The sequence below is a fragment of the Streptomyces sp. PSU-S4-23 genome (assembly GCF_055632315.1).
The window spans coordinates 231712-255066 of record NZ_JBVMUU010000002.1; the positions used below are offsets into that span (position 1 = coordinate 231712).

The following is a 23355-nucleotide window of genomic DNA, read 5'->3' on the forward strand; positions in this document are numbered from 1 at the left end:
ACCGCGTCCCGTTTGACGATACGGAACCGTGTCCCGTTTAGCAAACGCGGTAGTGGAAGGATCGGTGCGGTGAAGGACGACGGCGAGACTGCGGGGCGTGCGGCACGGCCCAGGCGGGCGGACGCCCGGCGCAACGAGAAGACCCTGCTGGACGCGGCCGCCGCGATCTTCGTCACGTCAGGCGTCGAAGCGCCCGTGCGCGACATCGCGGCCGAGGCCGGCGTCGGGACGGCTACGATCTACCGCCACTTCCCGACACGAGCGGACCTGATCATCGCCGTCTACCGGCACCAGGTGGAGGCATGCGCCGAGGCCGGCCCCGCCCTGCTGGCGAGCAGCGCCACTCCGTACGCCGCACTGCGGCAATGGATCGACCTCTTCGTCGACTTCCTGGTCACCAAGCACGGGCTCGCCGCCGTGCTGCAGTCCGACAGCGCCGGCTTCGACACGCTGCACGCCTACTTCCTCGACCGGCTCCTGCCCGTGTGCACCCAACTGCTGGGCGCCGCAGCGGATTCCGGCGAGATCCGATCCGGCCTGGACGCCTACGCGCTCCTGCGCGGCGTCGGAAACCTGTGCATCGGCGCGGACAGCGATCCCCGCTACGACGCACGTCGGCTGGTCGAGCTCCTCGTCGCAGGGCTCCGTCGACCGCGCTGACCCGGCCGGCCCGCGCCGGCGCGCCGGTGCGTTCCGAAGTCAGGCCGCCCCCCGGCCGCGGGCCGCCGTGGAGCGCAGGAGGAGCAGGGCGGTGTCGTCTGTGCGCTCGTTCGACGGCTGGGCTCGTGCGATGAGCCGGTCGGCGAGGGCGTCGAGGGGTCCCGCGCGCCGGGAGAGGGTGTCGGTGAGCGCGGCGGTCACGGCGTCCGTGTCGGTGCCGGGGGCTTCGACGAGCCCGTCGGTGTACAGCACGAGCACGGTGCCGACGGGAAAGGTGATCTCCGTGGTCGGGTAGACGGCCGTGGGCTCGATCCCCAGCAGCAGCCCGGGAGGTATCCCGAGGATCTCGGCACGCCGGCCGGGGCGGCACAGCAGCGGAGGGCAGTGGCCGGCGGTGGCCAGGTGGGCGCGGTGGCGGGCGAGGTCGATGTGTACGTACAGGCAACTGGTGAGCAGCGCGGGGTCGAGCTCGGTGAGCAGCCGGTTCGTCCGGGCGAGGACCTCGCCGGGCGGCGAGCCGGCGACGGCGTAGGCGTGAGTGGTCGTGCGGACCCGGCCCATGTGGGCGCTGGCCGCGACGCTGTGGCCCTCGACGTCGCCGATGACGGCGGCGACGTCGGCGGTGCCGGTGCGGATCACGTCGTAGAAGTCGCCGCCGATGTCCATGCCGTGGCCGGCCGGCAGATAGCGGGCGGCCACGTCCAGGCCCGGGACACGCGGCAGTGTCTGCGGCATCAGACTGGACTGCAGGCCGTGGGCGAGTCGGTGCCGTGCGTCGTAGAGCCGCGCACGGTCCAGGGCCTGGGCGATCAGGCTGCTGAGCGAGATGAGGAAGCCTCGCTCCTCGGCACTGAACGGGTGCGGCCGGTCGTAGCCGAACACGCAGGTTCCGATGGTGCGCCCCGACACGGTCAACGGGAGGAAGGCCCAGGCCGCCATGCCGTCGGGCAGGGCCGCTCGCTCGGGGCAGGACCGGCGCAGCTCTTCCCGGGAGGCGAAGAAGGACGGGACGCCGGCGGTGAGCCCCAGCACACCCGGAGTGCGCGAGGTCAGCGGCGTACCGTCGATGAGGGCGACGACGTCGTCGGGGAAGCCCCGATGCCCGATGACCCGCATGCGCCCGGCATCGGTCACGAGCAGGGCCACGGCCTGGGCGCCGAACGCGAGCAGGAAGCGGTCGGCCAGCAGGTCGACGACGTCGCGCACCCGGACGGCCTCGCTGAGGCCGCTGGCCAGGTACAGCAGATGGTGGATGGTCCCGAGCCGGCCGGGCGCCCCTTCCGGCGTGCCGCCGAGCGGCCGGTCACGGCGAGCGGACCGACCGGCGCGGGCGGGCACGATACGGACGCTGACCCCCGAAGGGTCCGGGTAGAGCTGGAAGAGCAGGGCCCGGCCCAGGGGCTGCACGGCGGTGAAGGACGTCGGCCGCTGGCTGAACACGGCTTCCCGGTACCGGTGCTCGTACAGAGGGTCCTTCAGCCACGGCACGGTCTCCCAGGGGCGCCGGCCCGTCAACTGCGCAGAGTTCCTGCCCAGCAATTCGGCCGCCCTGCGGTCGACGAACGTGATCCGGCCGTCCGGGTCCAGGGCGCAATGGCCTTCGGGAAGCCGATCGACGAACGCCGCCGCGGTCCGGGCGGCCGGCCTGGTCGGTTCGGTCCCCGAGGGGATCAGCAGACGAGGCCGCGCCGAGGGCCGCAGTCCGGCCTCGGCGGCGCGGTGCACCACCCACGCCAGGCTCTCGCCGGCCGCCGTGATCCGCGCGAGCTCGGCCCGGCCGGGGCGGGCGGACCGCTGGGGAGGCCAGACCAGCAGCAGGGCACCGCGCGGCGTGCCGCCGGTGATGAGCGGAACCACGGCCATCGCGAACCGGTGCGGGAACACCAGGGCCGCCTTCGGATATCTGCGGGCGAGATCCTGTTCCGGACCGATCCAGACCATACGTCGCGCTCGCACCGCATCGACCACGGGATCGCCGGCCGACTCCGAACCCGAGGCCGCCGGAAGCCTCAGCCGCGCCACGGGTTCGGCGAACCGTGGCGGCACCCCCGTCCCCACCTCCATGCACAGCACCTGGCCATGGGGCTCCACGAGATAGAGCGCTCCGCCGTGCGCATCCACCTGTCGCATGGCGTCGAGCAGCAGCCCGTCCAGCACGCGGCGCATCAGCGCCGCGTTCGCGTCTCCCGTGATCTTGCCTGGCATCTGAGACGACCACCCGAAGAGGAACGGGCGTAACGGGCATATACACCCACGCCTCACTTAACACTTCCGAGCAATGCATTTCAAGTTGTTGATGCAGTCGCGCCCCCGGAGCCGTGGCGCTCCCTGCCGGTCGCCCTCACCCTGGTCCCGCCGTCGACCAGCAGGTCCGCACCGGTGATCCACTCCGCTTCCTCCGAGACGAGCCAGAGCACGGCCCGGGCGACGTCCTCGGGCTCTCCGATGCGGCCGAGCGGAAGGCCCGCGGCGATGGCACCCTCTCCGCCCTCCCAGAGGAAGCGGGCCATCTCCGTGCGGACGAGGCCGGGCGAGACCGAGTTGACCCGCACCTTCGGGGCCAGCTCACCCGCGAGCTGCTGGGTGAGGTGCAGCAGGGCGGCCTTGCTGGTCCCGTACGCCCCCACGTTCGGACCCACGTGTGCGGCGCCCTCGGTGCAGATGTTGACCACAGCGCCGCCGTGTTCACGCATCCAGGCGTGCCAGGCGCACTGCACGAGCCGCAGCGGGGCCTCCACATTGACGGTGAACGCTTCGCGCCAGCGGTCGGGCGCGGCCTCCATGAGCGGCCCGTAGGGCTGATTGGTCGCGGCGTTGTTGACGACGATGTCGATCCGTCCGAGAGCGCTCAGGCCGAGCTCGGCGAGCTCCCGCAGATGAGCCGGGTCGGCGACACTGCCCGCGAGCCCGACGCCACCGAGTTCCCCGGCGACGCGTCGTACCGCGTCCGGGTCCCGGGCACTCACACACACCCGTGCACCGGCCCCCGCCAGCGCCTCGGCGACCGCCCGTCCGATGCCGCGCGAGGCACCCGTGACGATGGCGGCCCTGCCCTCCAGTCCGTACCGCGACCTCATCCGCACACCGTCTCATGACGGACCGTCAGACAACAGCCGCGGGACACCGCCGGACCGGCGGCGGGGGCAGAGGACGGCCGGGCCGCCGGGGGAGATCGCGGCCGCAGCGGCCGGCGCCCTCGCCGCCGGCGGCGCGGGGATCGGAGCCGGCGTCATCCACCGCGCCGGTCCGGCCCTCGGCATGACCGGCGGGCGCGCCGCTTCGCCCCGGGAATCCTCTCCCCCGGCGGCGCACGGCGCTCCGCGGGAGACGGCCCGCGAGCCGTCATCCGGCGGCGGAGGTCGTCCATGTCCACGGCGCTGACCTTGTCCAAAAGGCTTTCCAGGACGCGCTCGGGCAGCGTGCCGGGTTGCGTGTAGAGCACGATACGATCCCGCACGATCATCAGGTTCGGCACCGAGGCGACCCCGAAGGCATCGGCCAGCCTGGACTGCTCGGTGACGTCCACCGCGGCGAACACCATGTCGTCATGGCGGTCGGAGACCCGCTCGAAGAGGGATGCGAAGACGGCACAGGGCCGGCAGTGCGGGGACGAGAAGCCGATCACCATGGTGTCAGCACTCGAGCCGACCTCGGCGAAGTTGTCGTACGTCAACTCTATGGTCGTCACCCCGACCTCCCCTTCACGAGGCGCCTCTGCCGGCCGTACGGGCTGCCCCGGGGCCGTGAGCATCACCGCACGGACACTTTCGAATACCCCAGGGGGTATTCGAAAGGGGAATCTAGACCACCGATCGCCCCCCGACAACTACCCGTCGCGAGTTCCCCGCGGTGCGGGGCCGTCGACGAACTCGACCGCACAGCCGCGGCGGGCGAGCGAGCCCAGGACCCGGCCCGGGCCCGCCTCCCACAGTTGCTCGACACCCAGCCCCCGTACCGCCTCCAGGGTGTCCGGCCAGAGCACCGGCCGCACCAGGGCCGACTCCAGCAGGGCGCGGAACGCCTCCGGATCACGGTGGGGGCGGGAGTCGATACAGGAGACGACGGTGACCCGGCTCGGGCGGATGTCGAGCGACCGCAGCTCGCGCCGCCAGTGGGGCAGGGCTCCGGCCATGAGCGAGGAGTGGAACCCACCGCCGATCGGAAGCAGCACCCCCCGGGCCGACGAGGTCTCCAGGCGCGCGGCAACCGATGCCACGGCGGCCGGCTCCCCGGAGAGCACGATCTGCCGGCTGCCGTTGATCCCTGCGATCTCCAGCACGCCGTGCCCTTCGGCAGACACCTGCCGGCGCAACCGGTCTGCGGCCGCGAGGTCGAGCCCGATGACGGCGATCATCGCGCCGGGCCGGCGGAGTTGCTCGGCGTGGCAGATCCGCCCCCGGGCGAGGACGAGCCGCAGGCCGTCCTCCGGGCGGACAGCGCGGGCGTAGACGAGGGCCGTGATCTCCCCGAGGCTGTGCCCCACGACGACCGGCACGTCCGCGGCAGGGCCGAACCGGCTGTACGCCGCGACCAGACCGGCGACGTAGGTCGCCGCGGTCGACACCCTGATGTCCGTCAGGTCGAGCTCATCGACCGCGGACGAGCCCAGCCCGGCCAGCATCGCGTCGACCAGGGGGTGCTCCCGGTGGGCGTGCAGGACGGCCCTGATGGCGTCGGCCCGCACTCCCTGACCGGCGAAGGCGATGCCGGGCGAGCGCCGGCCCGCATGGACCGCCGGCGGCGCACCGTCGATCACCGAGACGGCGCTTCCCTCTTCACGCGTGCCCATGGGCCACTCCGTTCGCTGCGGCGGGAGCCACGGCTCCGGCGAAGGGCGCGGCCATGAGCGACAGGCCGCCGTCGGCGACGATCACCTGGCCGGTGATCCAACTGGCCGCGGGCGAGGCGAGGAACACGACGACCCCCGCCAATTCCCGCTCCGTGCCGAACCGTCCGAGAGGTGTCGCGGCGCGCATCGTCTCCCAGGCGGATGCCCGCGGCGCGTACTGCCGGACGGCATCGCCGTCGAGCGGGCCGGCGGAGGCGGCATTGACACGGACGCCCCGCGGCGCGTACTCCACGGCCAGGTAGCGGGTGAGGGCTTCGACCGCGGCCTTCGACGTCCCCACGGCCGCGTACCCGGGAGGCGCCGTGCCGGCCCCGAGCGAGGACAGGTTGACGATCGCTCCGCCTTCGGGCATCAGGGCCGCTCCCTGCTGCGAACACCACAGGGTGCCGCGCAGATTGGTGTCCAGCGCACGTGTCCAGTCCTTGTCGGTGAGGTCGCCCAGCATCCCGAACGCACCGGAAGCGGCGTTGTTGATCAGAATGTCCAGGCGGCCGTGGCGGGCGGCGATCGTCTCGAACATCCGGCCGACCTGGTCCTGGCGGGCCACGCTGCACCGGAGCAACTCGGCGGACAGCCCCCGGTCGGCCAGTTCCCGCAGCGCCTGCTGCGCCGCGGCTCCGGCCCGCAGGTAGTTGATGACCACATGGGCACCACGTTCGGCGAGTTGATCGACCACCGCGCGACCGACCCCGTGCGCTCCCCCCGTCACCAGGGCGATCCGGCCGGCCAAGTCCTCTCCCATGAACCCTCCACAACCGACGGGTGCAGCGTCGCGGCGGACGACAAGGGACGGCTCGTCACATGCCTTGCTGCCACCTATCCGCGATGCTAGCGTCTGCGCATATAAGCATATGCGCGTAGACGCATTTAGACAGTGCCCGCGAACACGCGAATACGCGTCCGTCGCCGGTCACGCCGCAACCGCCTCCGAGGAAAGAGGTCAGATGTTGTCGACCACCCCGCAGGAAGTGGCACTCGAAGTGGGCGGCGTCTCGTTCACTTTGCTTCTGTTTCCCGATCCGAGCGGACTGCGCGGCCAGGTGTGGCACGGCGACGAACGGATCGCCGGACTGCGCCTGTTCCACAGCTCCGATGCCGACCGGCTCGCCGAACTCGCGAGCCGCAACAGCGCCGTGCTCCGCGCGGCCGCACGACTGTCCGGCGCCGCCTCGGGCGGTGGGTCACAGTGACCGACCGCGACGACGTCCTTGAGGCACTGCGCGGTGTCGACGACCCGGAACTGCACCGGTCCGTCGTCGACCTGGGCATGGTGCGCGAGATCATCATCGAGGGCACCGAGGTGACCGTGCGTCTGGCGCTCACGATCGCCGGATGCCCCCTGCGGGAGTATTTCGAGCGCGAGGTGCCGCAGAAGGTGCGTGCGGCCTGTCCCGAAGTGACCGCGGTCCTCGTGGAACTGACCGCCATGACCGAGGAGGAGCGCTCGCGCGTCATCGGCGACGTCCGGGTGAAAGTGCCGCGCGTGGGCGACGCCGAGTCCCGTACCCGCATCATCGCGGTGGGCAGCGGCAAGGGCGGTGTCGGCAAGTCGACCGTCGCCGTCAACCTCGCTGCCTCCCTCTCCGCGCTCGGGCACCGGGTCGGCCTGCTCGACGCCGACATCTGGGGCTTCTCCGTGCCGCAGATGCTCGACGCCACCGGGCGGCCCACGGTGGTCGGCGACCTCATCATGCCGCTGGAGTCCCATGGGCTCTCCGTCCTGTCCATGGGCAACTTCGTGCCCGAGGACGGCCCGGTGGTATGGCGGGGGCCCATGCTGCACAAGGCCCTGGAGCAGCTGCTCGGCGACGTGCACTGGGACGACCGCGACTACCTGGTGATCGACATGCCGCCGGGCACGGGGGATGTGTCCATCTCGCTGGCACAGTTCCTCCCCCGCGCCGACTTCCTGCTGGTCACCACCCCGCACGAAACCGCCGAGCGGGTCGCGCTGCGCGCCGGGCGGATGATGACCAAGACGGGGATGAATCTCGTGGGCATCGTGGAGAACATGGCGGGCTTCGTCTGCGACGGCTGCGGCCACGAGCACGAGTTCTTCGGCAAGGGCGGCGGCGAGCGGCTGGCCGAACTGCTCGACACACCGCTGATCGGCCGTATTCCGCTGGACCCGGCGGTGAGCGCGGCCGGAGGCGACGGCGCACCGGCGGTCATCGCGCACCCGGACTCCACGACCACCAAGAGGTTCACCGAGCTGGCGCACACCGTCGTCAAGCGGTCACCACGTATCCGGCGGGCTCTGCCGTTGCTCACCACCGGGACCGAAGCCCGCGGGTGCGGCTGCGGATAGCGCCGGCGGTTCCGGCCGGAAGATGCCTGCCGGCGCGCCTCGCCTGACACGGAACGGCCGGCCGACGGCGAAGTCTTGCCGTCCGCCGGCCGTTGGCGCCGTGCCGGGAGCCGCGCCGGGCCCGATCGGCCGCGCCTGGCGGCGGACGGGAGCGTGAGCGGATCACGACACGCGCCCGCACCGTCCGTCACGTCCTCCGGGACGGGTGCGTCGCCGCACACCGAGAGGTGAACCAGCGTCACGCGGCCGGTCGCGCACGCCCTGCGGCGCGACCGGCCGCGGAGGAGCACCGGCCCGCCGGGCCGTGTCCGGCACCGGCCCTCGGGGCCGGTGGTGTTCCGCCACGGCCGGTGGCCCATCGGGACCGCGCGGTCCCCGGTCCGCGGAGGCGGCCCCGTGAGTGTCCCGCTGCGGCAGGTCCGGCACCCGATCCGCCGCAGCCGCCCTCTGCGGCCCGCGGAGTCCTGCGCCTTGGTCCCCCGCACCGTACGGACGGCACCGGTCCTCCGCATCACCGCGCGACCGGGCGCGGTCGTGCGGCCACCGCACACCGGAGGGCCGGCTGTCGTGGAGCGGACAGCCGGCCCCGGGGCCCGACGTGGCCGGTCACCGGTCAACGCAGCACCAGGAAGACCTGTCCTCCTTCCTGGACGAGGGTGAACGTGTCGATGTCGGTGTCGGACGGCCCGCGCACCCGCTCGCCGGTGCAGAGGTCGAACTGACTGCCGTGGCCGGGGCATGTCACCACCGTGCCCTCGACCTCGCCCCGGGACAGGGCCGCACCCGCGTGCGGGCAGCGGTCCGCCACCGCGTACAGCCGACCGCCCAGCCGGTACACGGCGAGCGGCCCGACCGGCGAGTCGCCGGTCCGGAAGACCAGGCCGAGACGCCCGGCGGCGTCGGCCGCCTCGAACAGCACGAACCGTCGCGCGCCCCGCCCTTCGGCGTCCTGCTCGGCCAACCGCGCCGCCAGGCGCAGGGGAAGCGCGCCGCGGTTGACCACGAGGTCGCATCCGGCGCGCTGCGCCTCGACCCACCGGCCGGGATCGGGTACCGCCGAGAAGCCTGCGATCAGTGAATCCGGCCAGCGGCCACGCCATCCGCGTACGATCTGCATGGCGTCGGGCTCGTCGATGTCGAGAACGGCCACCTCCGGCTGCCCTTCCACGGGTTCCGTCCGGGACACGGACAGGTTCCGCTCGTCCGCGATCCGGCCGAGCCGGGACGCCAGAGCGGTGCTCCCCATGGCGAGCACCATGGTGGGGACCAGAGGGCTGCTTTCGGATACCAAGGCCGCAACCTCTTCCGTACGGTAGAGCCGTTCGACGGCGGTGTCAGATGAAGAGCTGGATGTCCGCCTTGGCGGCCATGTCGATGAAGCTGGCGGCTCCCAGCGACGGCTGCAGGCCGTCGATGAAGTCCGACGACTTCAGACCGTACAGATCCATGGTCATCTGGCAGGGGTGCATCCGGACGCCGATGGCCATGGCCATCTCCATCAGCTCCGTCGGGCTGGCCACCTTGTAGTCGTTCGCCAGCTTTTTGATCATCTTGGTGCCGGCGCCGCCGAAATGGATCTTCCCCAGTTTGAGGTGGTCCGTGCCGCCCCGGTCCACCAGGGACTCGCCCTTCTGCATCCAGTTGGTACCGGTGATCCGTCTGTCGTTGCGCTGCAGGACCCGCAGGCCCCAGAAGGTGAAGAAGATGTCCACCTCGACATCGGAGGCAGCCGCCGTGGTGGCCAGAATCAAGGTCGGCCACACCCGGTCAAGGTCGCTGCTCCAACAGACCATGGCAAGCCTCTTCGGCTGCTCCTCCATGCCAGGCACCATGCCCTCGGCCATTTCACACCTTCCAGGTTCTCTCTGGTGGACAAAGCTGATCCGCGGAACCACCCGCGTGTGCGGGGTTCCCTGACAAACACTCCGGGGTGGTGAGGTTCAGGCATGCTCCACCAGCCAGCTCACCCCCTGTGCCACGCGGAACACGAGGTATCCGACGAAGACGACGGCGAGGAAGACCCAGAACCTCGATACACGGACCCGGCGGTCTCCCGGTCCTTCCGGAACGGCGCCCATCGGCGTCTCCCTTCTTCTGCGGCTCCGCTCAATTCGCGCAGCGGTAGCACCGGATGTCGTGTTCGGCGATGAACGCCTTGTACTGCTCGAACGCGGTGCGGCCGTCGACAAGACGAGACCGCTCGTCCTCCATGTGCGACGGCCGCAGCCGCGCCATCCAGCCGGCGCCGTACGGGTCCCTGTTGGCCACCGCGATGTCCTCCTCGAACGCCGCTTCGTTGATCGCCAGCAGTTCCCCGGTCAGCGGGGTCGGGAAGGGGCCGACCCACTTGGCGCTCTCGATGACCGCGAGAGGCCGGCCCCGGGTGAAGGTCCTCCCCACGCGCCGCCAGGTGATCTGGACCATCCGGCCGCCCATCGTCTGCGCCACATCGGTCATGCCGAGGACGACCTCGTCGCCCTCGGCCCGTACCCAGACGTTCATCCCCACGTCGTACAGGAGGTCGTCCGGCACCGCGCATCCGTACCAGACCTGGTCGGTCATTGCCCGTCAGCCTCCGTCGCAGACGATTCCCTCGGCATCGAGAAAGCTCTGGTACGCCTCCAGGCCCGCCGCTCCCGTGACCAGGTCGGCCGAGTCGGTCTCCCAGTCGGCGGCGCGGATCTTCGCGACCCAGCCCGCCTGGTAGGGATCGCTGTTGATCAGGCTGGGCGAGCTGACCAGTGTCTGATTGACCTCGACGATCTCTCCGGACACCGGTGCCGGCACCGGGCCGACCCATTTGCCGCTTTCCACCGTCGCGACGTTGCGTCCCTTCCTGACGGTCTTCCCGGCGCCCTTCAGCGTCACCGAGATGATCGTCTTGGCGAGGTTCTGCGCCACGTCGGTCATTCCGACGACGACCAGGCCGTCCTCCTGACGGGCCCACACATGCCGCTCGACGAGGTAGTACAGATCGTCGGGGAGGTTACATTTCTTGACCAGTGCCACCGCTCGGGCTCCTGTTTTCTGTGACTTCGTGTTCTGCCATCAGGTGATGGACGAGCATGTCGAGTGCGACCATGCGGATTTCGCGATCGAATTCCTCGAGAAACGTCGGGTCGCGTTTCCCTTTCCGGAGACTGTGCTCGTACCGGTCTCCGCACACCGGGCACGTCACCTCGTAGAAGTGGTTGCCCCGCCGTTCCGTGGTCTGGACGGCATCGCGGTGCTGGTCACCGAGATGCGCGTGCAGACCCCGGACGGTGCCGTCGAACTCACACCACGGGCACTTCATGCCTTCACCGCTGTCGCCGCCGCGTCCGCGATCCCCTCGACCAGTTCGAGGATCCCCTCGCCGGCCGCGGTGATCGCCACACGGTCTCCGTCAAGTTCCCTGCCGGCCAGGCCCGCCTGCAGCAGATCGTTCACCTTCTCCCAGGCGACGATCCGCGGACAGGCGAGCACCGCGCCGAGTTCCACGGTCGTGGCTTCTCCCTCGCGCAGCCGGGCGAGCACCTTCCAGCCCTCCGGATCGCAGGCCACGCGCAGGGCCCGCCGCACCAGGGCCGCGGCCGCGACCGACACGTCGTCCTCCGGGAGCCGGCCGTCCGCGGGCCCGGCGGCCTCCCAGGACCGGAACACGAAACCGTCGTAGCGGCGCAGCGTGACGGCCAGGGTCTGCAACCGCCTGCCGATGTCGGCCCCGATCGTCTCCGGACTCACGGGCCTCACACCCCGGCGACTTCGGGTACGCCCGGCGACGCCGGCTTCAGCTGCGCCTCCTTGACCAGTTGGATGATGTCGAGCACCGTCATCGCGTCCTCGTTGCCGGTGGTCTTCACCGCGTCCGAGAACATGGTCATGTCCTTCGGACAGGACACGATGAACTTGTCGACCCCGACCCGCACGGCCTCACGGATCCGGTTCTCACTCGGCCGTTCGTCCAGCATGGAGTCGTCCATCCAGATGCGACCGCCGCCGGCGCCGCAGCAGAAGGTGTCCGCACGGTTGCGGGGCATCTCGACGAGTTCGCAGCCGAGCGCCTTCAGCAGCCGCCGCGGCGCGTCCACGACGCCGTTGTAGCGGGCGAGGTAGCACGGGTCGTGGTACGTCACCCGGTAGCCGAGCGGCTCGACCTTGAGGGCACCGGACTCGACCAGGTCGGCCAGCAGCTCCGTGTAGTGCCACACCGTGTACGTCGCACCGCGCTCGGGGTACTCGTTGCGCAGGGTGTTGAGCGAGTGCGGGTCCGTGGTGAAGATCTCCTGGAACTGCGCCGCTTCCAGCGACGCGATGTTCTGGTCGGCGAGCATCTCGAAGAGACCTTCCTCGCCCACGCGCCGCACGTCGTTGCCCGCGTTGCGCTCACCCTCGTAGAGCAGCCCGAAGTCGACGTCCGCGTCGTGGAGGATCGACGCCAGCGCCTGCGAGTTGCCCTGCAGCCGGTCGTCGAAGCTCGCGAAGTCGCCTACGAACCACAGGTACTTCACGGGCTCCTTGCGCGCATCCTTGATCTTGAAGTCGAGGCCCTTGGTCCACCGCGACCGCATCCGCGCCGACTTGCCGAACGAGTTGCCCTGCTTCGACAGGTTCTGCAGGGTCTGCTGCAGGGTGGCGTCCATCGTGCCTTCGTCGACCAGCCCGCGACGCAGCTGGACGATGGTCGGCACATGCTCGATGCCCACCGGGCAGACCTCGACGCAGTGCATGCACGTCGTGCAGGACCACAGCGTCTGGGCCTTGACGACATCGCCGGCGAGGGCGGTGTCCGCACCGGTGGCCAGCGGGCCGGTGGCATCCGCACGGGTCTCCCGGTCGAGCAGCGTGATGCCGGACGACTGGGTGTCCGCCCACTGCCGCAGGTCCAGGATCAGGTCCCTGGGCGAGAGCGGTGCACCCGCGGTACGGGCCGGGCACACCTCGTGACAGCGGCCGCACTTGGTGCACGCGTCGAGGTCGAGGAGTTCCTTCCAGGTGAAGTCGGAGATCTCCTTGTACCCGACGTGCTCCGCGTCCTCGGGGGGCGCGGGCAGCCTTCTGGCCGTGGACCGGTCGTGCACCAGCAGGTTCACACCGTCCACGATCATGTGCATGGCCTTGGAGAAGGGGATGTACACCACGAACCCCAGGGCCAGCAGCGAGTGCACCCACCAGTCGGCCAGGTGCGCCGTCTCGGCCGTGGAGGACGACATGCCCGCCGCTTCGAACCCCCGGGCGAGCAGCCAGCCCAGCGGCGACCACACCTCGAAGGCGGGGAAGTGGCTCCCCAGGATCCGGAACGCCTCCAGCAGGTAGCCGGTGACCAGGATCCCCCCGAACAGGTAGATGAACGCCCAGTCCCCCGCGACGATCCTTGCCCGGGAATAGCCGCCTTCCGGCTTCTCCGCACGGGTGTAGTCCAGCTTGGCGGGCCGCCTGACGCCGCGGCGCAGCGCCATGTACGCCAGGCCCAGTACCGCGGTGAACCCCATCGTGTCGAGAACGACCGAGTACACCAGGTAGAAGGTGCCCTTGAAGAAGCTGACCTCGTGCCCCAGGAACAGCGTCCCGGCCTTCCGGACGATGTCGAAGTCGATCGTCAGGATGACCGTTCCGATGAACAGGGTGATGAAGCCCCAGAAGATGAAGAAGTGCGCGATGCCCGCTGCCCGGTCCCTGCGGAACACCGAGGAGTTGGTGGCGACCGCACCGACCGACCAGTTGTCCTCACGGTGCCCGACGCCCTTCGCGGGCCTGCTGACCAGGGACTGCCACAGGACGGCCTTTCTGCCTGCCGCCCGGCCGCGGCGGTACTTGCGCACCCGCCGCCAGAAACCCCAGAAGAACACGCCCATGGTGACGAAGGCCAGGACGTAGAACGCGATCTCGCCCACGGCGGAGAAGCCCTGGAAGACCTCCCGGGTCTCCTCCGCCGCCGTGACGGGCATGTCCGATGACGCCACGGTCACCCCTGAACCCTTTCGGCCAGTGCGGGAACCAGGTCGAACAGGTCCTCGGTGGTGCCGAAGTGCGCGACGTCGAAGATCGGCGCGTTCTCGTCCGTGTTGCACGCGATGATCAGTTCGGCGTTGCGCATGCCCTCGAGGTGCTCGGGTGCGCCGGAGATCCCGAACGCGAGGTACGCCTTCGGCTTGACCTTGAGGCCGGACTTGCCGACCTGACGGGTCTTGGGCAGCCAGCCGGAGTCGATGACCGGCCGCGAGGCCGACAGCGGGGCACCCAGCGCGTCGGCGAGTTCCTGCACCAGCTCCAGGTTCTCCTGCGACTCGATGCCGCGCCCGGCCGACACCAGGACGTCGGCCGCCGTGATGTTGACGTCGCCGCCCTGCGGTTCGAGGACCTGCCGCAGGGTCGTGGCCAGGCCGCCGAACTCGTCGGGGGCCGGGACCTGTACGACCTCGTGGGCGCCGGCCTCCTGGCCCGCCGCGGACGGGAAGCTGCCGCCCACGACGGTGCAGATGCCGCGCTCGCCGGTGATCTCGACCTCGGCGAGCACCTTGCCGCCCAGGATCTGAGAGGTGGCGACGACCGCGTCCCCCTCGGCCTTGAGGTCGGTGACGTAGGCGGCCAGCGGGGCCTCCCACAGGACGGACAGCGCGGCACCCAGGTCCAGGCCGATCGTGGCGTTGGACAGCAGCAGCAGGCGCGGTGAGCGCTCCCGCAGCACATGCCGCAGTGCGGCCTCGTACGCCTCGGGCACGTACTCCGCCAGCGCGGGGTGGTCGATGGAGACGACGGCGTCGGCGCCTTCGAGCTGTGAGCTCAGGTCGGCGGGTCCGAACACGGCCACCTCCGCCGTGCCGCCCCAGCCGGCCGCGAGTTCCTTGGCCTTGCCCAGGAGCTCGTGGGTGATCTCGGCGATCTGCCCGCCGGTGTGCTCGGCGAGCACAAGAACGTTGCCACTCATGCTTTCCCTCATCCCTTGATCAGGCCGCGCTCGCGCAGCAGCTCGACGATCTTGTCCGCGATCTCGTCGGTGCTGCCGGTGAGCATCTCGGCGTGGCTGGTCTGCTCGGGCCGGTACATGCGTCGCACCGACAGACCCGAGCCCGCGGTCTCCTCCGGGACGGAGACCTCCCGCAGCTCGCCGGCCTGCATGGCCTGACGGATCCGGGTGATCGGGGCGTAGCGCGGTGTCTCGCGGGAGGCCTGGAGGCCGATGACCGCGGGTACCGGCAGCTCCAGCTCGTGCGACCGGCCCCCGGCGAACTCCTGGCGCACCACGAGCCTGCCGTCCTGCGCCTCGACGCCGATCACCACCGAGATGTGGCGCTGGCCCAGGCGTGCGGCGAGCATCGGAGCGAGCTGTCCGTCCAGGTCGTCGGGCGCCTGCACACCGGTGATGACGACGTCGGCCGGCTCCTCGGCGAGGTAGGCGGCGAACGCGGCGGCGCGGGCGTGGGTGTCGGGGCCTCCGCCGTTCAGCTTGACCGCACCGTCCGCGCCCTTGGCGATGGCGGTGTAGAGGGCCTGATCGATGTCGGGGTCCTCGCCGAGGCCGACGGCGACGACCTCGGCGTCACCGGTGGCGTCCTTGATCAGCAGCGCCTCCTCCAGCGCCTGGTCGTCCCACTCGTTCAGCACGAACTTGAGGTATTCACGGTCGATGTCGGTCTCGTCGGGAGTCAGCTCGATCTCCTCGACAAGGTCCGGTACTGCCTTCATCGCAACGACGATGCGCATGTGTACATGTCTCCCTAGCTCAGGACTTCATCGAGACGCATCTGCTGACGGATCTCGACCAGATCGTCCGCGGTCGGAACAAACGGGTAGTCGCGGAAGGGCTCTGCGGGTCGGTAGGAGCCGTAGGGCCTGGTACACCCGGGCTCGCCGTTCTCTCCGGGACATCCGTTGGTGACGAAGGGGATCCCGGTGTCGACGATCGCGTCCACCGTGGTCCGGTCGGCGTCGATGGTGAGCAGGTTTCCCTCGTCGTCGAAGTGGAAGCTGTCCAGGCCGTAGCCCTCGGTCTCGATGAGGTGCTTGGCCAGCTGGACGCGCCGCCACCGCTGGATCGGCGACTTGGGGTGGTCGGCCATCCGGGAGTCCTGCTCGGGGTTGAAGCAGAACAGGTAGGAGAAGATCTCCTGGTCCCGCAGCTGCACGAAGAGCCGGACCAGATCCTCGTCCGCCTCGCCGAGTCCGACGAGGGTGTGCACGTTGACCTTCCACGGACCGAAGATCTCGCGGGAGTCGGTGATGACCTCCCAGTACTTCTCCCACTTCAGCCCACCGGCCGGGACGTCGGTGCGCAGACTGCGGAAGAGTTCCTCCGTCACCGCGTCCAGTCCGATGCCGATCATGTCGACGCCCAGCTCCTTGAAGCGCTCCAGGCGCTCGCGGTTGAGGGTGGGCGGCGCGGCCAGGATCGACAGGGGAGCACGCACGGCCTTCACGATGCGCTCGGTGATGTCGCAGGTGTCACGGTAGGCGTGACCGTGCGTCACCATCGAGATGCACAGTCTCGTCATGCTGCTTTCGAACTCGGCCATCCGCTCGACCAGTTCGTCGGTGCGCACCAGCGGCCACTCGACCCGGATGAACGACTTGTCGTCGTAGGCACCCGGGCGCGTGCGGGCGAGGCCGCAGTAACCGCAGTCCGACTGGCAGCCGTCGCTGTAGTTGAGCAGCAGGTTGATTCCGCCGAAGTCGAAATCGCGGCTGAACCGCCCGGAGCGGAACCGCAGTGCGATCGCGCTCGCCATCGAGATGCGAACCCATTCCGGGCTGGTTTTCCGTTCCGTCGCCTCCGTCGGCGACGGGAGAAGGGGAAGCTGTCGGCCCATCTCGTCTGTGCCTCTCAACTCTGCTCGGGGAAGTAACACGAGCCCGCGGACCGCACGGGCGCGGCGGTGGCCAGCCGTGCCGCCCGCTGTCCGGCGGTCAGGACGGCGGTGGTGATCTGCTCCGCACCGACCTGCAGCGCCTGGTCGGCGCCCGTGGCCGACACGACCTTGGTGACGGTGTCCCTGCTCAGCCGCTGCCAGCGCAGGTCGGACTCCAGCTGCACCACGGCCGCCGGCAGTTCGGCGAAGTCGCCGACGATGACGGCGCTCTTCACCAGGTCTCCGTGTGTGGACAGGTACAGCCGCATCAGTCCGGCCGGCGTCTTCAGCACGGCGGTGCCGCTGCCGTCCGGGACGGCGCTCCGTTCGCCGAGCCAGGACGGCGCCCGGTAGCGTTCCTCGGCGAGCACCGCGGCCCGGGCCAGTTCGCCCTCCTCGGGCACGCTCGGCTCGAACTCGGCTCCGAACGTCCGGGAGAAGCCGTGCCGGATGGAGTCCCGCAGCGCGGCGCCGTCGTAGGACCTGCCGGTCTCCCGGGTCACGGTGGTCACCCGTTGCCGTACGGCACCCGCGGCCTTGTCCGCCAGCTTGGCCGCGGGGATCCGCAGCACACGGAGCATGAAGTCCACGTCGAGGTCGGCGAGGATGCTCGCGTGGAAGAGCATGCCGCCCCGCTCGTCGACGTACAGGCCCAGGCCGGCGATCTTGCGCCCCTCCACCTCCAGGTCGTTCTTGCCCCGGAAGCCGGCGGTGATCCCGAGTTCGGCGAGCCCTGCCACGATGGCCGTCGAGCACTCCTCGATGATCTCCCGGGGGCGTTTGTCGGCGGGAGCGCGGTCGACCAGCGCCAGGCCAAGCTGACCGTCGCCCATGATGATCGCCCCGCCGCCGGTCGGCCGCCGGCTCACCTCGGTGCCGGTGCGGCTGCACGCCTCGAGATCGACCTCGGCCTCCAGGAGCTGGTAGCGGCCGATCAGCGCACACTGGCTGCGGTAGGTGTACAGCCGCAGGGTGGGCGGCCGGTACGGCGCACCGCGCGCATAGCCGTCCATCAGTGCCTCGTCGAGTGCCAGGCCGTCCGCGGCACGTGCGCCGTCGTCCGTGAGGAGGCGCCACCGGGCCGGCATCAGGCCACCTCGACCGTCTGGTAGGAGACGTCGTCGTCGCCGGTCCAGGTCAGTGAGCAGCAGTACTCGAAGAGCCGGGGCTCCAGCCCCCGTGAGCGGGCGTACTCGATCGCGCCGTCCGCCGGGTAGGCGATCCCGTTGAGGCCCAGGTCGACGGCCGCCTGGTCGAGGTCCTTCTTGGCGTCGCCGAGCGGCCGTGCGCAGCCGAGGTTGATGGTGGTCGCGGGGGCCGCCAGCCGCGCGGTACGGAAGAAGTCCGTGACGTCGTCGACGGGCGGGGGCGGGATGTGCGCCATCGGCGTGCCCACCAGGGGCACCAGGACCACCAGGATGATCGTGGACACGGGGTACTTGGTGATGATCTCCAGTGCCCGGTGCTCGCCCAGGAACTTCCCGTAGTGCAGGCCCAGAACGATGTGCGGGATGATGCTCAGCCCGTTCTCGGAGAGCAGCGCCAGCGCACGGTCGAAGTCGGAGACCTTCAGATCCAGGTGGTAGACGTCCCGGATGGTCTCGTCGGCGCCGATGATGTCGAGCATCACCCCGTCGACGCCCGACTTCGCCAACCCGGCGGCAAGTTCGGGGGAGACCACGCCCGAGTGGACGATGACCTTCATCCCGAGTTCCTCGCGGATCCGCGGGATGTGCCGCAGATGCGGCAGCAGCGGGACGCCGCCGCCGCGGGTGGACCCGCCGGAGACCAGCAGGCCCTCGCTGCCCTGCGACTTCAGCCGCTTGGCCAGGGCGAACAGGTCCTCGTCGGCCTTCACCGACACCATGCCCTCAAGGACCTTGGACTGGCAGTGGTCGCAGCTGAGCGCACAGGCCGACCCCGTCACCGACACCGGCAGGAACCGCTGCGGACTGGTCGGTGCCCACTCCGAGGTCTGCCACCGCTTCAGGCCGGGGGCGTAGAAGTCCATGACGTCGGGGAAGTTGGCCCGTCGTATGTCCAGGGCCGTCGTCGACGCTGCCGGGAGACTCATCGTGCGATCACTCCCTTGAGGCGGTACTCGTCGGCCTTGGCGGCGAACCAGGCCGTGATGTCGTCCGGTGCCGAGAGCAGGTCCGCGAGCCTGGCGTCCTCCTCGCCGAGCGACATCTCGATCAGCCAGCCCCCGCCGTACGGGTCCCGTTCGACCAGGCCGGGGTCCCCCAGTGCCTCGTCGTTGACCGTGAGCAGCGTGCCGGACAGCGGGCTGATCAGCGGGCCGACGAACTTCGCCGCCTCCAGCTGGCCGATCGGCCGGCCCCGTACGATCTCGGCACCGGGCTCGATGAACGACAGCTGCGCCAGCGTGCCGTTCGTCTCCACCCCCAGGGCGTCGAAGCCGACCCGCACGGTCCCCGGCCCCGACGGTTTCACCCACATGTGGATGTCCCGGTCGTAGCTGCGGTCCAGTGCAAGCCCGAAGCCCCTCACCTCCACCAGGTCGCTGTGGTGGATGGACTCAACGTGTTCCGTCACAGGCTCTTCCCATCCGATGCCGCGAAAGCCGCGGCGAATTGGCGTCCAAGGTCCCCGTATGCGCCGAGCACGTCCGGCGCTTTCGCCAGCGGGACTCCCGCAAGTGCGTTCTCGGCCTCCCGCATCTCCCCGCCGGGGATGAGGGTGGACAGCCGGGCACGCTCCACCGAGTCGTCCACCACGCTCGCCATGACCAGGGCCTGTTCGTGCTGGGCCGCGAACACCCATACGCCGGCACGCACCTTGACCTCCCGGGTCCGGCGTCGCGGCCGGCGTGCCGGTCCCGCGATCCACTCGTCGCTTGTGAAGCGCTCGTCGAGTTCGACCAGCGCCTCGCGTTCCACTCCGGTGAGGTCACCGGGCTCCGGCTGGAGGCCGAGCGCGGTCGCATAGGCGTCGACCGCGGCTCGCCGGAACGTCTCCGGGTCGGCGGGTGTGGCACTGACATAGCGCCGCATCAGCCGCAGTACCTCCGAGCGCATTCCCTCGTCGGGAAGGCGCAGCACCCTGGCGGCGCGTTCGTGGTCGAACCCCTCGATGAGGTTGCCGCAGACCACCACCGCGTCCTCGATCTGGCCGGCGCCGTGCCCGCAGATCTTGCGGTCTTCGACCGCGATCTCCATGTTGCGGTCCAGCGATGCGTCCACCCCGGCGGCCCGGTAGGCGGCAACCGCCGGAGAGAGCATGTCGTGCAGGGCTCTGACCCGTGACGGCGAGACATCGGCGGCGGGCAGGGCGATCTGGAAGAACAGCTGGTCGCTGTCCAGGTAGACCGGCCCGCCGCCGACCATCCGCCGGTAGACGGGCAGCCCCTGCGCCGCGCAGTACGCGAGGTCCACCTCCTCGATGCTGCGGTGGTATCCGAGGCACACGTACGGCTCGGCGGGCCGAACGAAGGACAGGGTGGGCGGCGCGCCCGCAGACACTCCGTAGGCGATGGCGTGCCAGAGCGTCTGCGAGCGCAGGGCCGAGGCCCGCCCGAAGTCGATCACTCTCAGAGAGCTATGAGGCAGCCGGTCCATGCCCCATCGCCTCGTCGATGATCTCGATGATGTCGCGGATCTTCAGGTGGTCGTTGCCGGTCGACTTCGCGGCGTCCTCGAACCGGGACACCTCGTAGGGGCAGCAGACGACCAGCGTGTCGGCACCGGTCGCGGCCGCCTCGCGGACCCGCCGCTCGGAAAGCCGTTCCGTGGTGTGGTCCCTGGTGAAGCCGTCCAGCCACATACCGCCACCACCGCCGCCGCAGCAGTAGCCGTTCTCCCGGCAGCGGCCCATCTCGACGAGTTCGATGCCCGGGATGGCGTTGATCAGCGTGCGGGGCGCGTCGTACTCGCCGTTGTGCCGGCCGAGGTAGCACGGGTCGTGGAAGGTCACCGTGAGGTTCAGCTCGCGCTGCCACTCGATCCGGTCCACGAGCGGGGCCAGAAGCTGGGTGTAGTGCAGCACCTCGAAGGTGTGCCCCCGCTTCGGGTACTCCTTGACCAGTGCGTTGAAGCCGTGCGGGTCGGGGGTGACGATCCGGTTGAACTCGTACTTGGACAGGGTTGCCGTGACGTCCTCGATGAGCGCGTCGAACAGCCCCTTCTCCCCGGCGAGCCGCTGGGAGTCGCCGAGGGTCTTCTCCTCGTGGCCGAGGATCCCGAAGTCCACCCCGAGCGCGGTGGCCACACGGGCGAACGCCCGGGCGGCCTCCTGCCCGCGGGGGTGGTAGCTCCAGTAGTCCTCGACGTAGAACAGCACGTCGACCGGGGAGGGGTCCTTGGGCAGGACCTTGACCGGCACACCGGCGTCCCGCGTCCACTGGGCACGCTTGCGCGGGTTCTCCCCGAGCGCGTTGCCGTAGCGGAACGTCTTCTGGAAGACGTCCTGCAGTTCCGAGGGCACATTGCCCTCGGTGAGCGCGCCCTCCCGCGCCTCCGGCATGATCTGGATCATGTCGACTTCCTTGGGGCACACCCTCAAGCAGTTCCCGCAGGTGGTGCAGAGCCACAGGTCGGGGTCCTCGAGCAGGTCCACACCGGTCTGGACCTTACGGTGGATCTTGCGCGGACCGTACTCGCCGACGAGGTCGACGGGGCAGACCGGCACGCACTTGTTGCACCCGTAGCACCACTCCAGCGACTCCGTGCCACCGCCGCCGACCATGTCGCGCAGTCTGGCGAAACCGTCCGGACCGTAGTCGCTGAGCACACGCGGCTCGAACATCCGGTTCCACATGGCCGGGAGTTCGACCTCGCGTCCGGAGATCGGTGAGGCGACGACCGCCGACTCCTTCTCGACAGCGGTCGGAGATACCTTGCGCCCTCCGATGGGCATGTTCAAACCTCCAGGTGGTAGACGCCCAGTAGGCGGCGGATGAGATCGGGCATGGGCGGCACCACCTGGTTGAACTGCTCTGTCATGCGCATCCGCAGGATGGTGTACATGTAGACGCCGTAGACGGCGGCAAGGAACACATCGGTGCCGAACCGATTCCGGCCGTCGGTGGTGAGTCCGGCCGATCTACCGAGGTCGTCGACGAAGTCCATGGCCTGCCCGACGGCCGTATAGGTCTCCCCGCGGGACGAACCGGCCGCGAGATCGACGTCCTCGGTGGTGACCAGGCGGAGCGCACCGGTCTCGGTGCGGGGATCCCAGATCCACCGGGTCCACAGCCAGTACCGTTCGGGGGAGGTGAAGTGCAACAGCTCCCCCGGCAGGTCGAAGGCGGTGTCGGGGAACTCGGTGAGCACCGCGTCGAATCGGCCGATGCGCTCCGGCAGCCCGTCCTGGGCGTGCAGCAGGTCGGTGATCGCGGCTGCCAGGCGCTCGGAGGAGACCGATTCGATGATCCGGTCGGCGCTGCGACGGGTCGAGAAGACCCATCGCAGAACCGCCCGCAGTCCCTCGCGGTCGAGTTCTTCCGGTGTCTGCAGCAGCGTCTGCAGGGCCAGGGACTTGCGTTCCAGGTCTCCGGCTATCGCACCCAGTTCCTCGGTGGAGATCCTGTCGACGATCTCGCGCATGAACTCCTGGGCGCTGGGGGTGTCGACGACGGGTCCGAGCATGACGAGCCTCCGCGGGTCTCAGTTGGCGGCGGCCGCGGCCTGGGAACGGACGAACGCCATCGCCTTCATCGCCGCGTTGGAGGCGGACGAGACCGTGTCCTCCAGATCGGCGGGGCCCAGTGCCGCGCCGCAGGCGTAGATGCCGTCGCGGTCCGTGGAGACCGGGTCCAGCGGGGAGCCGGCGGCCTCGATGAAGCCGTACTTGTTCTGCTGCACCCCGAGTACCCGGGCCATGGTGCGGGTGCCGACCGAGGGCTCCATTCCGACGGACAGCACCACCATGTCCATCGGAATCTCCATGGGCCGGCCCATGGTGGTGTCCTCGCCGCGGATGAGCAGGCCGTCGCCCTTCTTCAGGACCTCGGTCACCATGCCCTTGACGTACTGGACGTGGTGTTTCTCCTGCGCGGGCCAGTAGATCTGGCTCTCCCAGTAGCCGTACATCCGCATGTCGATGTAGAAGATGTAGACCTTGCAGTCGGGGAGCAGCTCGCGGACCTCGATGGCCTCCTTGGAGGCGATCCCGCAGCAGACCTTGGAGCAGTACTCGTTGCCGATCTGCCGGTCGCGGCTGCCCACGCACTGGATGAAGCACAGGCTCTTCGGCGCCTCACCGTTCGACGGCCGCACCACCTGGTGCTGCTTGAGCATGGCCTCGAGGTCGGTCAGGGTGAGCACGTCCTCGTACTCGTAGTACCCGTAGAACTGTGTCTCGCGTCCCGGGTCGAAGTGCTGGAACCCGGTCGCGACGATCACCGCGCCGACGTCCACCGACTCCTCGCCGTCCGGTCCTCGCAGTGTCATCGAGTACGAGCCCGGCTCGCCGGCGAACCCCACCACCTCGGTGCTCAGCCGCACCTGGGCGTTCGGGTTCGATGTGACGGCCTCGGCCATGCTCTGCATCTGCGGTTCGGCCTCGGCCCCGTAGGGTGTCAGGCCGGCGTAGTTCTCGGCTACGGGAGTACCGCCGAGGAAGTCGCGCTTCTCGATGAGAAGCACTTTCCCTCCGATGTCAGCGATGCTCTGCGCCGCGCGCAGCCCGCCCGGGCCGCCGCCGACAACGGCCACCGTGTCGAATGCCATCTGTCCTTCCCTCTGCTCTTTCCT

General features: G+C 69.9%; 25 protein-coding genes. 3 read left to right on the forward strand and 22 right to left on the reverse strand.

Annotated elements, in window-relative coordinates:
- Window positions 1-69: 69 nt before the first annotated feature.
- Window positions 70-660: a TetR/AcrR family transcriptional regulator gene (locus ACZ79I_RS01635; protein ID WP_471493346.1), complete on the forward strand. Its 591-nt coding sequence runs from the start codon at window positions 70-72 to the stop codon at window positions 658-660.
- Between the two features lie 39 nt (window positions 661-699).
- Here ACZ79I_RS01635 and ACZ79I_RS01640 read toward each other — a convergent pair whose 3' ends face one another.
- The 5 genes from ACZ79I_RS01640 to ACZ79I_RS01660 form a co-directional block, all read right to left on the reverse strand.
- Complete coding sequence (locus ACZ79I_RS01640) at window positions 700-2865, reverse strand: SpoIIE family protein phosphatase (RefSeq protein ID WP_471493348.1); 2166 nt, start codon at window positions 2863-2865, stop codon at window positions 700-702.
- An 80-nt stretch (window positions 2866-2945) separates the two neighbouring features.
- Complete coding sequence (locus ACZ79I_RS01645; protein WP_471493350.1) at window positions 2946-3737, reverse strand: SDR family oxidoreductase; 792 nt, start codon at window positions 3735-3737, stop codon at window positions 2946-2948.
- A 152-nt stretch (window positions 3738-3889) separates the two neighbouring features.
- Window positions 3890-4348, reverse strand: coding sequence for a thioredoxin family protein (locus ACZ79I_RS01650; protein WP_471493352.1), 459 nt, complete (start codon window positions 4346-4348; stop codon window positions 3890-3892).
- Window positions 4349-4486: 138 nt separating this feature from the next.
- On the reverse strand, window positions 4487-5449 hold the full coding sequence (locus ACZ79I_RS01655; protein WP_471493354.1) for an ACP S-malonyltransferase: 963 nt from the start codon (window positions 5447-5449) through the stop codon (window positions 4487-4489).
- Complete coding sequence (locus ACZ79I_RS01660; protein ID WP_471493355.1) at window positions 5436-6251, reverse strand: SDR family oxidoreductase; 816 nt, start codon at window positions 6249-6251, stop codon at window positions 5436-5438. Before ACZ79I_RS01660 ends, ACZ79I_RS01655 begins: the two co-directional genes overlap by 14 nt.
- Window positions 6252-6453: 202 nt before the next feature.
- On the opposite strand from ACZ79I_RS01660, the gene ACZ79I_RS01665 reads away from it, so the two are divergent.
- Window positions 6454-6699, forward strand: coding sequence for a hypothetical protein (locus tag ACZ79I_RS01665; RefSeq protein ID WP_471493357.1), 246 nt, complete (start codon window positions 6454-6456; stop codon window positions 6697-6699).
- Window positions 6696-7817, forward strand: coding sequence for an Mrp/NBP35 family ATP-binding protein (locus ACZ79I_RS01670; protein ID WP_471493359.1), 1122 nt, complete (start codon window positions 6696-6698; stop codon window positions 7815-7817). Before ACZ79I_RS01665 ends, ACZ79I_RS01670 begins: the two co-directional genes overlap by 4 nt.
- 613 nt (window positions 7818-8430) lie before the next feature.
- Here ACZ79I_RS01670 and ACZ79I_RS01675 read toward each other — a convergent pair.
- The 17 genes from ACZ79I_RS01675 to ACZ79I_RS01755 form a co-directional block, all read right to left on the reverse strand.
- Window positions 8431-9063 (reverse strand): Rieske (2Fe-2S) protein, encoded by a 633-nt coding sequence (locus tag ACZ79I_RS01675; protein ID WP_471493360.1) that lies wholly within the window; start codon window positions 9061-9063, stop codon window positions 8431-8433.
- Window positions 9064-9151: 88 nt separating this feature from the next.
- A complete protein-coding gene (locus ACZ79I_RS01680; protein ID WP_471493361.1) occupies window positions 9152-9661 on the reverse strand; it encodes a DsrE/DsrF/DrsH-like family protein in 510 nt (169 codons plus the stop codon).
- Between the two features lie 96 nt (window positions 9662-9757).
- Entirely contained in the window at window positions 9758-9895 is a 138-nt protein-coding gene (locus ACZ79I_RS01685; protein WP_471493363.1) for a hypothetical protein, read from the reverse strand.
- Between the two features lie 28 nt (window positions 9896-9923).
- Window positions 9924-10379: a biotin/lipoyl attachment domain-containing protein gene (locus ACZ79I_RS01690; protein WP_471493365.1), complete on the reverse strand. Its 456-nt coding sequence runs from the start codon at window positions 10377-10379 to the stop codon at window positions 9924-9926.
- Between the two features lie 6 nt (window positions 10380-10385).
- The gene (gene gcvH / locus ACZ79I_RS01695) at window positions 10386-10826 is read right to left on the reverse strand and encodes a glycine cleavage system protein GcvH (protein ID WP_471493367.1); all 441 of its coding nucleotides are present in this window, start codon (window positions 10824-10826) and stop codon (window positions 10386-10388) included.
- 282 nt (window positions 10827-11108) lie between these two features.
- Window positions 11109-11540 carry a hypothetical protein gene (locus ACZ79I_RS01700; protein WP_471493369.1) on the reverse strand — a complete coding sequence of 144 codons (432 nt, stop codon included), beginning with the start codon at window positions 11538-11540 and terminating at the stop codon, window positions 11109-11111.
- Between the two features lie 5 nt (window positions 11541-11545).
- Window positions 11546-13765, reverse strand: coding sequence for a (Fe-S)-binding protein (locus ACZ79I_RS01705; protein ID WP_471493370.1), 2220 nt, complete (start codon window positions 13763-13765; stop codon window positions 11546-11548).
- Entirely contained in the window at window positions 13762-14724 is a 963-nt protein-coding gene (locus ACZ79I_RS01710) for an electron transfer flavoprotein subunit alpha/FixB family protein (protein ID WP_471493372.1), read from the reverse strand. Before ACZ79I_RS01710 ends, ACZ79I_RS01705 begins: the two co-directional genes overlap by 4 nt.
- 8 nt (window positions 14725-14732) lie before the next feature.
- Window positions 14733-15500, reverse strand: coding sequence for an electron transfer flavoprotein subunit beta/FixA family protein (locus ACZ79I_RS01715; RefSeq protein WP_471493374.1), 768 nt, complete (start codon window positions 15498-15500; stop codon window positions 14733-14735).
- Window positions 15501-15514: 14 nt separating this feature from the next.
- Window positions 15515-16522, reverse strand: coding sequence for a radical SAM protein (locus ACZ79I_RS01720; RefSeq protein ID WP_471493376.1), 1008 nt, complete (start codon window positions 16520-16522; stop codon window positions 15515-15517).
- Window positions 16523-16617: 95 nt separating this feature from the next.
- On the reverse strand, window positions 16618-17730 hold the full coding sequence (locus ACZ79I_RS01725; protein ID WP_471493378.1) for a lipoate--protein ligase family protein: 1113 nt from the start codon (window positions 17728-17730) through the stop codon (window positions 16618-16620).
- Window positions 17730-18716 (reverse strand): radical SAM protein, encoded by a 987-nt coding sequence (locus tag ACZ79I_RS01730; RefSeq protein ID WP_471493380.1) that lies wholly within the window; start codon window positions 18714-18716, stop codon window positions 17730-17732. Before ACZ79I_RS01730 ends, ACZ79I_RS01725 begins: the two co-directional genes overlap by 1 nt.
- On the reverse strand, window positions 18713-19198 hold the full coding sequence (locus ACZ79I_RS01735) for a glycine cleavage system protein H (protein ID WP_471493382.1): 486 nt from the start codon (window positions 19196-19198) through the stop codon (window positions 18713-18715). Before ACZ79I_RS01735 ends, ACZ79I_RS01730 begins: the two co-directional genes overlap by 4 nt.
- Window positions 19195-20190: a lipoate--protein ligase family protein gene (locus ACZ79I_RS01740; RefSeq protein WP_471493384.1), complete on the reverse strand. Its 996-nt coding sequence runs from the start codon at window positions 20188-20190 to the stop codon at window positions 19195-19197. The genes ACZ79I_RS01735 and ACZ79I_RS01740 overlap by 4 nt, the downstream gene beginning before the upstream one ends.
- 10 nt (window positions 20191-20200) lie before the next feature.
- Window positions 20201-21517, reverse strand: a complete 1317-nt coding sequence (locus tag ACZ79I_RS01745) for a (Fe-S)-binding protein (RefSeq protein WP_471493386.1) — start codon at window positions 21515-21517, stop codon at window positions 20201-20203.
- A 2-nt stretch (window positions 21518-21519) separates the two neighbouring features.
- On the reverse strand, window positions 21520-22248 hold the full coding sequence (locus tag ACZ79I_RS01750) for a hypothetical protein (protein ID WP_471493388.1): 729 nt from the start codon (window positions 22246-22248) through the stop codon (window positions 21520-21522).
- A gap of 18 nt (window positions 22249-22266) precedes the next feature.
- Window positions 22267-23331 (reverse strand): FAD-dependent oxidoreductase, encoded by a 1065-nt coding sequence (locus tag ACZ79I_RS01755; RefSeq protein ID WP_471493390.1) that lies wholly within the window; start codon window positions 23329-23331, stop codon window positions 22267-22269.
- Window positions 23332-23355 lie beyond the last annotated feature (24 nt).